This window comes from Pseudonocardia sp. ICBG1293, from assembly GCF_020131355.1.
Taxonomy (GTDB): domain Bacteria; phylum Actinomycetota; class Actinomycetes; order Mycobacteriales; family Pseudonocardiaceae; genus Pseudonocardia.
In genome coordinates this window covers 216,046-230,087 of sequence record NZ_JAHLEL010000008.1, presented here as the reverse complement: position 1 = coordinate 230,087, position 14,042 = coordinate 216,046, and the positions used below count along the sequence as shown (strand labels likewise).

Genomic DNA, 14,042 nt, shown 5'->3' with positions numbered 1-14,042 from the left:
GTGATCGTCTGGAGGCCGCGTGCCCACCCTGCCATCATGGCTGACCGAGCCGTTGTGGGACCAGTTCACCGCGCTGCTGCCTCATCGAGACGAGTTCGATCCCACCCATCCGCTGGGCTGCCATCGCCGCCGGATCGCGGATCGGATCGTGTTCGACAAGCTCCTGCAGGTACTGCGGTTCGGCTGCTCGTATGAGGGCATCGCTGACAGCACCTGCTCGGCGACCACCATCCGCGATCGTCGTGACGAGTGGATCAGGCTCGGGGTCTTCGCCCAGTTGCGTCGGATCGTCCTGGACGCCTACGACCGCATCGTCGGTCTGCTGCTGCACGACATCGCCGTCGATGGCGCCATCACCAAGGCCCCCGGCGGCGGCGAGGTCGCCGGTCCGTCGCCGGTGGACCGGCGCAAACAGGGTATGAAACGTTCGGTGCTCGTCGAGGGATACGGCATCCCGCTGGGCCGAGTCCTGGCCGGAGCCAACCGGCACGACTCCCCGCTACTGGGCCCCACCCTCGACCGCCTCGATGCTCTCGGCCCGCTGCCCGACGACATCACCGTGCACCTCGACGCCGGCTATGACTCCGGCAAGACCCGCGACACGCTGGCCGAACGAGGCCTGCACGGCGAGATCGCGCACAAGGGTGAGAAAGCGCCGATCCAGGCCACCCGCCGCTGGCACGTCGAGCGGACCAACGCTTGGCACAACAGCTTCAACCGGCTGCAGCGCTGCTACGAACGACGAGAAATCGTCGTCGACGCGTTCTTCGACCTCGCCGACACGATCGTCACACTCCGTAGCTTGATTCGGCAGGCCTGGACCACACACCGCTGGAACGCCCGACCTGCACGACGTCCATGATCACCAACCAATCCGCGCGACCTCTAAGAGGTCGTTTCAGAAGTCGGCGTGTCGGTCCTGTGTGGATCGGCGCTGGTAGCTGATCATGTCCGGTCGTGGCGCGGCGATCTTGTGTCGAGCGATTGGTGAGCGACGAGCTGTGGGCGCTGGTGGAGCCGCTGCTGCCCAAGCCGCGCAAGCACAAGCGGGGACGGACAGGCCGTCCGCGGGTGCCGGATCGGGCCGCTCTGGCCGGGATCGTGTTCGTGCTCAAGACCGGGATCAGCTGGAACGCGCTGCCCGCCGAGCTCGGCTGTGGGTCCGGAGTGACCTGCTGGCGGCGGCTACGGCAGTGGCAGCAGGCCGGGGTCTGGGCCCAGCTGCACCGGGTGATGCTCGACCGCCTCGCCCAGCAGGGCCTGCTGGACTGGTCGCGGGCGGCGGTGGACAGCGTGAGCGTGCGGGCCAAGCGCCGCGGCGAGGCCACCGGGCCCTCGCCGACCGATCGCGGGAAGGCGGGCAGCAAGTACCACGTGCTCTGCGACCGAGGCGGGCTCCCGCTGCATGCGCTGGTCACCGGGGCGAACACCCACGACAGTCGGATGCTCGCCCCGCTGCTGGACACCAACCCCGGCGTCCGCGAACGGGCGGGACAGCCGGGGCGTCCGCGACGTCGGCCGGACAAGGTGCACGCCGACAAGGGCTACGACTATCCCCGCTGCCGCCGCTACCTGAGTGGGCGTGGGATCGGGGTGCGGATCGCCCGGCGCGGGATCGAGGACTCCACCCGGCTCGGGCGGGTCCGCTGGGTCGTCGAGCGCACCATGTCCTGGCTGCTGGACTTCCGCCGCCTCGCGCTGCGCTACGACCGCGCCGAATCCACGATCACCGCGCTGTTATCGCTGGCCTGCGCCCTGATCTGCCACCGCCGCCTCACCAAGCCGAAGCCGAAGCCGAAGTGATGGTCGACCCAGCCCTCGCTGAGGCACTCGCCTACGAGGTCGGGGCCAGCGGCCGCCAGGCCAGCCACTCCAAGGCCCGGTCGGCCTCGTCAGGGTCGAAGCGGTGCGGGTCGAACGGCCCGCCCGCCCACTCCAGGCGCTCGGCGCGGTCGGGATGGTCAGGGTCGGCGAGCACGGCCTGGAAGTCCTCATACCCCCCGATCCCGCCGACGTCCTCGGGCGGGCACGCCCCCTGCCCGGCGACGCATCGCGGATAGCACACTCCCGGCTCGACGGCCGCGACCGCCTCGACGGTGATCTCGTGGGCCCAGTTGTCACCGAAGTCGTAGACGTAACCGAACCGGTCACCAGCCTTGACCAGCCGAAACAGCTTCTCTTTCGTCTCGTCGGCGACATCCTGTCCGGGCCAGTCCGGGTCTGGGATCCCGTAGCGGCGCCCGACGATCTCGAACTCGTGCAGATGAGAGTTCGTCCAGCCCATCACTGACTGCACCACCTCGTGCAACACCGCCAAGTCGACCTCGCCCGGCACCTGCACCCGACGCCGGACCGCCGGCACCACCTCGGTCAGGACGATCTCCAACTCGAAAATCTTCGTCTTCTCAGACACACGAGGCGCGACCATCAGCCGATGCTGCCAGCCCCGCCGTCACCGGCAGAACCGGGCCCACCACTTCTGAAACGACGTCTAAGAGGTCGCGCGGATTGGTCACAGCTTGGCCGCGGTCGAGTGTCTGGGGGCGAGGGCGGGTACGGGCCTGCCGATCATGAAGTTAGAGGTCGCGCGGATTGGTCACAGCTTGGCCGCGGTCGAGTGTCTGGGGGCGAGGGCGGGTACGGGCCTGCCGATCATGAAGTTATCTACGCTTCGTGATCGTCTGGAGGCCGCGTGCCCACCCTGCCATCATGGCTGACCGAGCCGTTGTGGGACCAGTTCACCGCGCTGCTGCCTCATCGAGACGAGTTCGATCCCACCCATCCGCTGGGCTGCCATCGCCGCCGGATCGCGGATCGGATCGTGTTCGACAAGCTCCTGCAGGTACTGCGGTTCGGCTGCTCGTATGAGGGCATCGCTGACAGCACCTGCTCGGCGACCACCATCCGCGATCGTCGTGACGAGTGGATCAGGCTCGGGGTCTTCGCCCAGCTGCGTCGGATCGTCCTGGACGCCTACGACCGCATCGTCGGTCTGCTGCTGCACGACATCGCCGTCGATGGCGCCATCACCAAGGCCCCCGGCGGCGGCGAGGTCGCCGGTCCGTCGCCGGTGGACCGGCGCAAACAGGGTATGAAACGTTCGGTGCTCGTCGAGGGATACGGCATCCCGCTGGGCCGAGTCCTGGCCGGAGCCAACCGGCACGACTCCCCGCTACTGGGCCCCACCCTCGACCGCCTCGATGCTCTCGGCCCGCTGCCCGACGACATCACCGTGCACCTCGACGCCGGCTATGACTCCGGCAAGACCCGCGACACGCTGGCCGAACGAGGCCTGCACGGCGAGATCGCGCACAAGGGTGAGAAAGCGCCGATCCAGGCCACCCGCCGCTGGCACGTCGAGCGGACCAACGCTTGGCACAACAGCTTCAACCGGCTGCAGCGCTGCTACGAACGACGAGAAATCGTCGTCGACGCGTTCTTCGACCTCGCCGACACGATCGTCACACTCCGTAGCTTGATTCGGCAGGCCTGGACCACACACCGCTGGAACGCCCGACCTGCACGACGTCCATGATCACCAACCAATCCGCGCGACCTCTTATCTACGCTTCGTGATCGTCTGGAGGCCGCGTGCCCACCCTGCCATCATGGCTGACCGAGCCGTTGTGGGACCAGTTCACCGCGCTGCTGCCTCATCGAGACGAGTTCGATCCCACCCATCCGCTGGGCTGCCATCGCCGCCGGATCGCGGATCGGATCGTGTTCGACAAGCTCCTGCAGGTACTGCGGTTCGGCTGCTCGTATGAGGGCATCGCTGACAGCACCTGCTCGGCGACCACCATCCGCGATCGTCGTGACGAGTGGATCAGGCTCGGGGTCTTCGCCCAGCTGCGTCGGATCGTCCTGGACGCCTACGACCGCATCGTCGGTCTGCTGCTGCACGACATCGCCGTCGATGGCGCCATCACCAAGGCCCCCGGCGGCGGCGAGGTCGCCGGTCCGTCGCCGGTGGACCGGCGCAAACAGGGTATGAAACGTTCGGTGCTCGTCGAGGGATACGGCATCCCGCTGGGCCGAGTCCTGGCCGGAGCCAACCGGCACGACTCCCCGCTACTGGGCCCCACCCTCGACCGCCTCGATGCTCTCGGCCCGCTGCCCGACGACATCACCGTGCACCTCGACGCCGGCTATGACTCCGGCAAGACCCGCGACACGCTGGCCGAACGAGGCCTGCACGGCGAGATCGCGCACAAGGGTGAGAAAGCGCCGATCCAGGCCACCCGCCGCTGGCACGTCGAGCGGACCAACGCTTGGCACAACAGCTTCAACCGGCTGCAGCGCTGCTACGAACGACGAGAAATCGTCGTCGACGCGTTCTTCGACCTCGCCGACACGATCGTCACACTCCGTAGCTTGATTCGGCAGGCCTGGACCACACACCGCTGGAACGCCCGACCTGCACGACGTCCATGATCACCAACCAATCCGCGCGACCTCTAAGTGGATCACCGAGCGGCCGTCACTGCGTCCGCGAACGGTGGAACTCTACCGGTGGCTGCTCACGAAGCACGTCGTTCCGCGCCTCGGCGAGGTGATGATCGGCGACCTCAGTACGTCGCTGGTTCGGGAGTGGCGCTCCGATCTCCTGGCTGCGGGCGTCTCACAGTCGGTCGCAGCCAAATCGTACCGGCTGCTCCGGGCGGTCCTGAACACAGCGGTCCAGGAAGACGGGGTCATCTCTCGCAACCCCTGCAGGGTCCGCGGCGCTGACCGGGAGAATCCGGCCGAACGCCCGGTGCTCACCGTTCCGCAGGTCTTCAAGCTCGCCGACGCCATGCGACACCGTCGACTCCGCGCGATGATCCTGGTGACGGCCTTCGCCACCCTGCGTTGGGGCGAGGTGTCCACTCTCCGGCGCGGTGACATTGCACCGGACGGCAGTTGGATTCGGGTCACCGTCGCGCACACGGAGGTCGTGGGCCGAGGGATCGTCGTCGGCCCGCCCAAGTCAAGGGCCGGTGTCCGCACCATCTCTGTGCCGCCGGTCATCCGGCCTGAGATCGTCAAGCACCTGATGATCTACGTCGGGCCGGTTTCGGATGCGCTGGTTTTCACCGGTCCGAAGGGTGGGGCGCTGCGGCGGGCACATTTCAACAACCTGACGAAGTGGCCCGAGACGGTCCGGAAGCTCGGCGCCCCCGGGCTGCACTTCCACGATCTGCGACACACCGGCAACCTCTTCGCCGCGCAGACCGGCGCCAGCACCAGGGACCTCATGGCGCGGATGGGCCATGACGACATGCGCGCGGCCCTGATCTACCAGCGGGCCACGAGTGAGGCGGACCAGCGGATCGCGGATCGGTTGAGTGCGCTCGTCGAGGGCCGAGAGATCGACAGCGACGACCAGGAAGACGACGAGGACGGCCCCCCCAGGCAGCCGGGTTCCGGTCGGCTGAATGGCCCGCCAATGGCCCAAGGGCCAAGTGGGTCTGAATACGATGAAGGCCCAGGTCCAGCGTGGACACTCTCTGACCTGGGCCTTCGTGTGTGGAGCGGATGACGGGAATCGAACCCGCGTATTCAGCTTGGGAAGCTGATGTTCTACCATTGAACTACATCCGCACGACGTGAGATCACCCTAGCACCACGGTCCGCGTACCTGTCACGGACCTCTCCCGCCCGGTCGTCGCACGAACCGACCACCGGGCGCGTGTATCTCGACCGGGCGGTCCGCCCCGCGCACACTCGTCACCATCGGTCAGACCTCGACCGGAAGGCGACTGCAATGACGGTGTTCGACCCGATGTCGGGCGACGCGGCCGGGTTCCCGCCGGGCCACGAGCACGACGTCCTGCTCATCGCCGGTAGCTGTCCGGAGGTCGCGCGGCTCGCCCCGGTCGCCGGGGCCGTCGCGGCGGCGGACCGCATCCGCGGGATCACCGTCGCCACCGGGCCGGACCCGATGGCCGTCCACGAGGCGTTCGAGGCGCTCGGCGTCCCCACCGACATCACGATCCTGCTGCCGCTCGACACCGGGCCCGGCATGGCCGACGTCGCCGCGGCGTTGTTCACCCGGCTCGACCAGCTGCTCGTGGACCAGGACCCGTCCGCGGTGCTGGTCCACGGCGGCGGGCTGGCGGCGCAGGTCGCGGCGACGGTCGCGTTCTGGCGCCGGATCCCGATCGTGCACATGCAGGCCGGAATGGGCACCGACGACCTGCTGTGCCCGTTCCCGCAGGAGGCCCACCGGCGGGTCATCGGTCAGCTCGCCTCGCTGTTCCTCACCACCAGCGGTTCCGCGCTGGGCAGCCCGCTCGGTCCGAACGTGCTGACCATCGGCGACACGATCAACTCGTTGCCGGGGCCGCAGCACCAGGGTTGCGTCGGTGCGCTGGAGCGGGTGCACGACGCGCAGCGCAGGCTGATCGTCGTCGACCTGGCGCGGGCGTCGTCGTCGCCGGTGCTGCGCGGGGTCGCGGATCTGCTCGAGCGGTACCCGCGGATCGAGATCGTGCTCCTCGGCGCCCTCGCGGCCGCGGAGACGGCGCAGTCGCTCGGCGCCCACCCCCGGGTGACGGTCGTGCCCGAGCCCGCGTTGCCCGACCGGCTGGCCGTGCTCGCCGCGGCGACCGTCCTGGTCAGCGACGACCACGAGCTCGTCGTCGACGCTCCCGGCCTCGGCACCCTGGCGGTCCTGGTCGACGGGCCGAACGTGCCGCAGCCCGGGGACTCGATCCGCAGCATCGCCGCGCACGACGCGGCCGGCGCCGTCGCCCAGGTGCTCGACGGCGACCACGGTCGCCGCGCGGCGGCGTCGGACGGTTTCGAGGCCGCCCGCGCCGAGCAGGCGATCGCCTGGATGTTCGGGCTGACCCGCTCTCCCCAGCTGCCCGACGACCTCGTGGGCGGCGGCCGGCACAGCCCCGGCGAGGTGGACTCGGACTCCGAGGAGTCCACGGAGGCGTGACCGCCGGCCCTGGATAGGGTGTCGGCGTGTTGCTCTCCGACGGTGACCTGCGCAGGGACATCGAGTCCGGCCGGCTCGTTCTCGACCCGTGGGACGTCGAGATGCTCCAGCCGTCCAGTGTCGACGTCCGGCTGGACCGGTTCTTCCGCGTCTTCCAGAACTCCCGCTACACCCACATCGACCCCGCCCAGCAGCAGGACGAGTTGACGACGCCGGTGGAGACACCGGACGGCGAGTCGTTCGTGCTGCATCCCGGCGAGTTCGTGCTGGGGTCGACGTTCGAGCGGGTCGGGCTGCCCGACGACCTGGCCGGACGGTTGGAGGGCAAGAGCTCGCTCGGGCGCCTGGGCCTGCTCACCCACTCCACCGCCGGGTTCATCGACCCGGGCTTCACCGGTCACATCACCCTCGAGCTGTCCAACGTGGCGAACCTGCCGATCACGCTGTGGCCGGGGATGAAGATCGGCCAGCTGTGCCTGTTCCGGCTGTCCAGCCCGGCCGAGCGGCCCTACGGCACCGAGGGTGTCGGGTCGCGCTACCAGGGCCAGCGGGGTCCGACGCCGTCGCGCGCGTTCCGCAACTTCCACCGCACCGACACCCGGCGGGACTGAGCTCGTCGCCCCGCGGGGGTGACGGCGTCGCTACCCTGGGGGAGATGGACGCCGACCGCAGCTCCCCGGACCCGTGGGCCACCGGCCGTCGCCGGAGCGGACGCCCCGACCGCGGCGTCCGTCGCGCCACCCCACCCCGGCCGGACGACGCCGGTCCGGACCCGACCCGTCCCGGCGAGGCCGCCGTCCGTGCCGACACGACGGGACCCGACACGACGGGACCCGACACGACCGGACCCGACACGACCGGACCCGACACGACCGGACCCGACACGACCGGACCCGACACGACCGGACCCGACACGACCGGACCCGACACGACCGGACCCGACACGACCGGACCCGACACGACCGGACCCGACACGACCGGACCCGACACGACCGGACCCGACACGACCGGACCCGACACGACCGGACCCGACACGACCGGACCCGACACGACCGGACCCGACACGACCGGACCCGACACGACCGGACCCGACACGACCGGACCCGACACGACCGGACCCGACACGACCGGACCCGACACGACCGGACCCGACACGACCGGACCCGACACGACCGGACCCGACACGACCGGACCCGACACGACCGGACCCGACACGACCGGACCCGACACGACCGGACCCGACACGACCGGACCCGACACGACCGGACCCGACACGACCGGACCCGACACGACCGGACCCGACACGACCGGACCCGACACGACCGGACCCGACACGACCGGACCCGACACGACCGGACCCGACACGACCGGACCCGACACGACCGGACCCGACACGACCGGACCCGACACGACCGGACCCGACACGACCGGACCCGACACGACCGGACCCGACACGACCGGACCCGACACGACCGGACCCGACACGACCGGACCCGACACGACCGGACCCGACACGACCGGACCCGACACGACCGGACCCGACACGACCGGACCCGACACGACCGGACCCGACACGACCGGACCCGACACGACCGGACCCGACACGACCGGACCCGACACGACCGGACCCGACACGACCGGACCCGACACGACCGGACCCGACACGACCGGACCCGACACGACCGGACCCGACACGACCGGACCCGACACGACCGGACCCGACACGACCGGACCCGACACGACCGGACCCGACACGACCGGACCCGACACGACCGGACCCGACACGACCGGACCCGACACGACCGGACCCGACACGACCGGACCCGACACGACCGGACCCGACACGACCGGACCCGACACGACCGGACCCGACACGACCGGACCCGACACGACCGGACCCGACACGACCGGACCCGACACGACCGGACCCGACACGACCGGACCCGACACGACCGGACCCGACACGACCGGACCCGACACGACCGGGCGTGGCACGGCCGGACCCGGCTCACCCGGAGCGGACGGACCCGGCGCGACCGCGAGCTGCGCCGATGTACCCGGCGCGGGCCCGGCGCGCCCCGGGACCGGCACCCCACCGCATCCCGGCACGGAGCTGGTCGTGTCGCCGTCCGGGCCTCCGGGGCAGGAGAGCACCCCCGCGCCGGACCCCGGCTCGCGTGCCCTCGCCCGCCGGCCCGTTCCCGCGGATCCGCCACCGGCGGAGCGGGGGACCGACGACCGGGACCCCTGGGCCCCGTGGCGGCGCCTGCGTCCCCGCACGGTCCGCGGCGCCACCGCGCTCGGCCTCGCGGGGGCCGCGGTCCTGCTGCTGCCCTTCCTCGACGAGCCGGACCGCTGGTGGGTCCCGGTCGGTCTGGGGTTCGCCACCCTGGTCCTGCTCGCCCTGCTGCGGCTGGACCGGCTGCTGCAGGGCTGGGCCCCGCACGTCGCCGGGGTCGTGCTGGTGGCGGCCCTGGTGAACGGGACGCGGGAGAACCCCTGGGCGTGGGCGCTGGCCCTGTCGGTCGGGGTGATCGTCGCGGGGGTGCTGCTCCTGCCGCGGTGGACCGTGCTCGCCGCCGGTGTGGTGCTGCTCGTCGTGTCCGGGGTCGGTTACTCGTTCCGGTCGGCGGAGATCCGGGACGACCGGGCGCGCGTCGACGCGCAGGCGGGTGCGCAGTTCCGCACCGACCTCGGCGTCGCCCGCCCGCAGCTCGCCCTCGTCTCGCTGGACACCGGGGTCTCCTCGCCGAACCCGGCCCGGGTCTGCCGGCTCGTCCAGCCGGCGGCGCTCGACCAGCTCCGGGCCGCCACCGGCGCGGCCGGCTGCGAGGACGCCGTCGCCGTCCTGCACGGGCGCGTGCCCGCCGGGGCGCCGGTCACCGTCCCGGACCGGCGTCCGGACCCGGTGGTGGCGGTCGGCGCCACCACCACCGTCGACGCCTGCGACTCGGCCTGGGGCGCGGCCGCGCCCGGGCTCGGCAGCGTCGTCCTGACCCGCACCACCCAGACGACGTTCCAGGTCAGCGCCTTCGCCCCCTGCTGACCCCGCGCACGACGACGGCCGGGCCCCTGAGGGGACCCGGCCGTCGTCGGTGATCGGTCAGTTCTCGTTCGAGCGCTCCGGAGTCGCCTCCTCGGGCGACGACCCGTTGCTCGACCCGCTCGGCGCCCCGTTCCCCGACGACGCGGGGGTACCGGTGCTCGCCGCCCCGTCCGACCCGGCCGGGGTTGCCGGGTCCTGCTCGGCCGCCTCCGCGGCCACCTCCGCCTCCGGCGTGGCGACGGCCGGGGTCCCGGTCGTCGGCGCGTCCTCGGCGGTGGTCTCGGCCGCCGCCGCCGGCTCCGGCGCCGGGTCGCCCCGCCTGACCGCGGTGAGCAGCATCTGCGAGACGTCCTGGACCTGCACGGCCTCGCCGGCGGTCTGGTTCACACCGTCGGTCATCATCGTGCGGCAGAACGGGCAGCCGACCGCCAGCGTGCCGGAGGGCTCCGAGCCGCCACCGGCCTTCGTCAGGGTCTCGGCCGCCTCCTCGGCGCGGCTGAAGTTGATGCGCTTGCCGATGCGCTCCTCCATCCACATCCGGGCACCACCGGCGCCGCAGCACATCGACCGGTCGCCGTGCCGCGGCATCTCGGTCAGCGTGGTCGTCCCGGACGCGCCGGTCGCGTTGATCAGCGCGCGGGGCTCCTCGTAGACCTCGTTGTGCCGGCCCAGGTAGCAGGGGTCGTGGTAGGTGACCGGGCCGGTCTCCTCGCCCGCCGGGGCGGACACCGGGACGAGCTTCTTCTCCCGCACCAGCTTGTTGAGCAGCTGGGTGTGGTGGACGACCTCGTAGTGCCCGTCGAGCTGCGGGTACTCCCGGCCCAGGGTGTTGAGGCAGTGCGGGCAGGTCGTCACGATCTTGCGGGTGCCCGTCTCGCGGCCCTCGAAGACCGTGTTGAGGGTCTCCACGTTCTGCTGGGCGAGCATCTGGAACACGAACTCGTTGCCCGAGCGGCGCGCCGGGTCACCGGTGCACGTCTCGCCCGAGCCGAGGACGGCGAAGTTCACCCCGGCGCGGTGCAGCAGCTCCGCGGTGGCCCGGACGGTCTTCTTCTGGCCGTCGTCGAACGCGCCGGCGCAGCCGATCCAGAACAGGTACTCGGTGTCGGCGTCGAGCTCGCTCTCGACGACCGGGACCTCGAAGCCCAGGCCCTTGGTCCACTCGAGACGGTCCTTGGCGTTCTGGCCCCAGGGGTTGCCCTTGTTCTCCAGGTTCTTGAACAGCGAGTTGAGCTCGGTGGGGAACTCGGTCTCGATGAGGACCTGGTAGCGGCGCATGTCGATGATGTGGTCGACGTGCTCGATGTCGACCGGGCACTGCTCGACGCAGGCACCGCAGGTGGTGCAGGACCACAGGATGTCCGGGTCGATGACCCCACCCATGTCCTCCGGGCCGACCAGCGGGCGGCCCGCGGCCTCGAGGGCGTCGACCGGGATGGCCTTGAGCCGCTCCTCGGCACCCTCACCGGTGATGCCGACCTCGTCGACCGCCATGTCGCGGCTGCCGCCGGCGAGCAGGTACGGGGCCTTCTCGTAGGCGTGGTCACGCAGGGCGTTGACCAGCAGCTTCGGCGACAGCGGCTTCTCGGTGTTCCACGCCGGGCACTGCGACTGGCACCGGCCGCACTCGGTGCAGGTGGTGAAGTCGAGCAGACCCTTCCAGGTGAAGTCCTCGACCTTGCCGACGCCGAAGGTGTCGGTGTCGGGGTCGGCCTCCTCCAGGTCCAGCGGCTTGCCCTGGCTCATCATCGGCCGGGTCGCGCCGAGGGCCTTGTAGCCGTCGTCGTTGCGCTTGAAGTAGATGTTCGGGAACGCGGTGAACCGGTGCCAGGCCACGCCCATCGTGGGCTTCGCGGCGATGACGATCAGCCAGATCGTCGCCGACAGGACCTTCACCGCGGCGAACACCGTGACCAGGGTCAACGATGCGGGCAGGATCGCCGACAGGGCGTAGGAGACCGGGGCGGACCAGACCGGCACGTCGAACGCGCCGAGGGAGATCTTCGCGCCGCGCACGACCAGGATGCCCAGGCCCTCGAGGAACACGATGCCCTCGACGAAGTAGGCGCGCCCCATGTTGGAGCCGTAGAACCGCGACATCCGGCCCTGGAAGCGCGGGTTGTTCAGCTGCCGGATCACGATCAGCGCGCCGATGCCGACCACGGTGCCGATGCCGAGGATCTCGACGAACAGCGAGTACACCGACCACTCGCCGATGAACGGCAGGTGGAACGTCGGGTTCCAGACCTCGACGACGGCCTCGATCAGGGCCAGGAACAGGCCGCCGAAGCCGACCATGACCAGCCAGTGGACGACACCGACCTTGGTCCACTTGAGCATCCTGGTGTGGCCCAGGGTCTCCTTGAGCATGGTCGCGAACCGCGGCCCGAACGGACCGGTCCGCGTCGGGTCGGACTCACCGAGTCGGATGATCTTCACCATCCGGGTCACGGTCATCGCGACCAGGGCCACGGCGACGACCGCCGACAGCACGGTGACGATGCCGAGCGTGTACTGCACCCAGGTCATCTGGAGGAACCTCCCTGTAGAACACCCAGCGGTCCCTGCCGGAGCGTGGTGCTGCCGTGACGGAACGGGACGGGAAACGGTGAACCGGTCCGGTGGGGCACCGGGGCTGGTGCGACGGAGCGGGCGCGGCCACGGGCGCACGGCATACCGTGCCGCCGGGACGGGGCGGGCCTCTCCATCGCAGTGCCTCCTCGGACCTCGTCGTCGCGCTGGTGTGGTGGGGCGCGACGACGGTCGGGCGAAGGGTAGTGCGCCCGGCCGAGGGTTGCCCGACCTCACCGTGGGTCGGCCGCGCGTGTTACCGAACAGTAGCCAAGACCGACCATGACATCCCGGGGCAGGGGCGGGATGTCGGGGAGATGCGAGTCACGCCCGTCGGCGCTGGTCCGACCGTGTCGACCCGATCGCGCAGCGTGGCGCGCGCGTGGGCCGGGTGGCTCAGCCCCTAGGATCCCGTACGGGTCTCGTGGTCTACTCGCCTGCGGGAGCGACCGGGACAAGTGGACTGCCGCAAGGAGGAGCTGTGAAGACCTCGTACGAGGCGATCCAGCTGGTACTCGCCCAGGGCGGACAGCTGACCACGGTCAACCTCCGCGACTGGATCACGAACAACATCGTGCCGCTGATTCTGCTCGCGATCGCCGTCATCCTGCTGTGGATCGGTGGTCGTGGTGACAACGCGGGCGTGGCCCGGCGGAGCATCGGGCTGCTGGTGGGTCTGATCGCCCTGGGCATCGCCGTGACCGGCAGCGGTCCGGCCATCGGACAGGCACTGGCCAACCTGCTCGTCACCCCGGGCTGATCCGTGCTCGTTCGCACGGACGACGAGGTGTACCGCGTCGACGCCGTCTGGCTCGGGCCGCCGCGGGCCACGTTCCCCTGGCGGGCCCGCTACGTCAGCTACGGCGTGGGTCTGCTCGTCATGATGCTGATCATGTTCATCCAGCGCCGGCTCGGCATCGGCCTGGAGTTCTTCTCCGTGGCGTGGGCGCTCGTCGGCACCGTCGCGATCACCCGCCTGCTCGGTAAGAAGATCGACTACGAGCGGCCGCTCGGTCAGGTCCTCGGCCAGTTCTGGGCCGAGGTGACCGGTCCGCGGGCCGGACGGAAGGCGGCGGGCGGCTCGGTGCGCGCGTCGCACGTGCGCGTCCAGACCACCCGCGCCCACCCCGGCAGCCGGTCGTCGGGCGGCCGGGGCCGCACCCTCGGTGCCCCCCGCCGTCGCTCGCTGGACGGGACCGGGGCCACCCCGCGTCCCGGGGCCGGCACCGTCGTGGAGGTGGCACCCGCCACCGTCCCGGGACCCGGCTCGGCGTCGGCCCCGGTCCGGGTGGTCCCGCCGCTGCCGGAGCCCGGCAGCGCGCCGCGGCGCAGCCGTCTCCGCCGGGCCCGCGGCGGTGGTGGCGGCCGCGGCACGAGCGTCCCCGCGCGCACCAGCCGTCCCGACCCGTGGCGCCGGAGTGGCCACCGTGGCCGCACCTGAGCGGACCCCCCGGCAGAGGGCGCGGCGCGGCCGGGCCCGTGCCGGCGAGGGCGGTT

At 71.0% G+C, this 14,042-nt stretch carries 12 protein-coding genes and 1 tRNA gene; 10 read left to right on the top strand and 3 right to left on the bottom strand.

What is annotated here, in order from left to right:
• Positions 1 to 19: 19 nt before the first annotated feature.
• Positions 20 to 862 carry an IS5 family transposase gene (locus tag KPF47_RS05965; protein ID WP_224386276.1) on the top strand — a complete coding sequence of 281 codons (843 nt, stop codon included), beginning with the start codon at positions 20 to 22 and terminating at the stop codon, positions 860 to 862.
• 95 nt (positions 863 to 957) lie between these two features.
• Positions 958 to 1,803: an IS5 family transposase gene (locus KPF47_RS05960; protein WP_224386179.1), complete on the top strand. Its 846-nt coding sequence runs from the start codon at positions 958 to 960 to the stop codon at positions 1,801 to 1,803.
• Positions 1,804 to 1,834: 31 nt separating this feature from the next.
• Here KPF47_RS05960 and KPF47_RS05955 read toward each other — a convergent pair whose 3' ends face one another.
• Complete coding sequence (locus tag KPF47_RS05955) at positions 1,835 to 2,428, bottom strand: plasmid pRiA4b ORF-3 family protein (protein ID WP_224386178.1); 594 nt, start codon at positions 2,426 to 2,428, stop codon at positions 1,835 to 1,837.
• Between the two features lie 264 nt (positions 2,429 to 2,692).
• On the opposite strand from KPF47_RS05955, the gene KPF47_RS05950 reads away from it, so the two are divergent.
• The 3 genes from KPF47_RS05950 (at position 2,693) to KPF47_RS05940 (ending at position 5,521) form a co-directional block, all read left to right on the top strand.
• Positions 2,693 to 3,535 (top strand): IS5 family transposase, encoded by an 843-nt coding sequence (locus KPF47_RS05950; RefSeq protein WP_224386276.1) that lies wholly within the window; start codon positions 2,693 to 2,695, stop codon positions 3,533 to 3,535.
• 56 nt (positions 3,536 to 3,591) lie between these two features.
• Positions 3,592 to 4,434: an IS5 family transposase gene (locus tag KPF47_RS05945; protein ID WP_224386276.1), complete on the top strand. Its 843-nt coding sequence runs from the start codon at positions 3,592 to 3,594 to the stop codon at positions 4,432 to 4,434.
• 64 nt (positions 4,435 to 4,498) lie between these two features.
• Positions 4,499 to 5,521 (top strand): site-specific integrase, encoded by a 1,023-nt coding sequence (locus tag KPF47_RS05940; protein ID WP_224387523.1) that lies wholly within the window; start codon positions 4,499 to 4,501, stop codon positions 5,519 to 5,521.
• Here the strand turns inward: KPF47_RS05940 and KPF47_RS05935 are convergent.
• A tRNA-Gly gene (locus KPF47_RS05935) sits at positions 5,510 to 5,583 on the bottom strand. The two genes, KPF47_RS05940 and KPF47_RS05935, sit on opposite strands and share 12 nt — an antisense overlap.
• A 163-nt stretch (positions 5,584 to 5,746) precedes the next feature.
• On the opposite strand from KPF47_RS05935, the gene KPF47_RS05930 reads away from it, so the two are divergent.
• The 3 genes from KPF47_RS05930 (at position 5,747) to KPF47_RS05920 (ending at position 9,974) form a co-directional block, all read left to right on the top strand.
• A complete protein-coding gene (locus KPF47_RS05930; RefSeq protein WP_224387522.1) occupies positions 5,747 to 6,928 on the top strand; it encodes a UDP-N-acetylglucosamine 2-epimerase in 1,182 nt (393 codons plus the stop codon).
• Between the two features lie 26 nt (positions 6,929 to 6,954).
• A complete protein-coding gene (gene dcd / locus KPF47_RS05925; RefSeq protein ID WP_224387521.1) occupies positions 6,955 to 7,539 on the top strand; it encodes a dCTP deaminase in 585 nt (194 codons plus the stop codon).
• Positions 7,540 to 9,047: 1,508 nt separating this feature from the next.
• The gene (locus KPF47_RS05920) at positions 9,048 to 9,974 is read left to right on the top strand and encodes a hypothetical protein (protein ID WP_224387520.1); all 927 of its coding nucleotides are present in this window, start codon (positions 9,048 to 9,050) and stop codon (positions 9,972 to 9,974) included.
• Positions 9,975 to 10,031: 57 nt separating this feature from the next.
• Here KPF47_RS05920 and KPF47_RS05915 read toward each other — a convergent pair whose 3' ends face one another.
• On the bottom strand, positions 10,032 to 12,503 hold the full coding sequence (locus KPF47_RS05915) for a (Fe-S)-binding protein (RefSeq protein WP_224387519.1): 2,472 nt from the start codon (positions 12,501 to 12,503) through the stop codon (positions 10,032 to 10,034).
• A 523-nt stretch (positions 12,504 to 13,026) separates the two neighbouring features.
• Between KPF47_RS05915 and KPF47_RS05910 the strand changes: the two genes are divergently transcribed.
• Positions 13,027 to 13,305, top strand: a complete 279-nt coding sequence (locus KPF47_RS05910) for a hypothetical protein (RefSeq protein WP_020622502.1) — start codon at positions 13,027 to 13,029, stop codon at positions 13,303 to 13,305.
• Positions 13,306 to 13,308: 3 nt separating this feature from the next.
• A complete protein-coding gene (locus tag KPF47_RS05905; protein WP_224387518.1) occupies positions 13,309 to 13,986 on the top strand; it encodes a hypothetical protein in 678 nt (225 codons plus the stop codon).
• Positions 13,987 to 14,042: the final 56 nt, after the last annotated feature.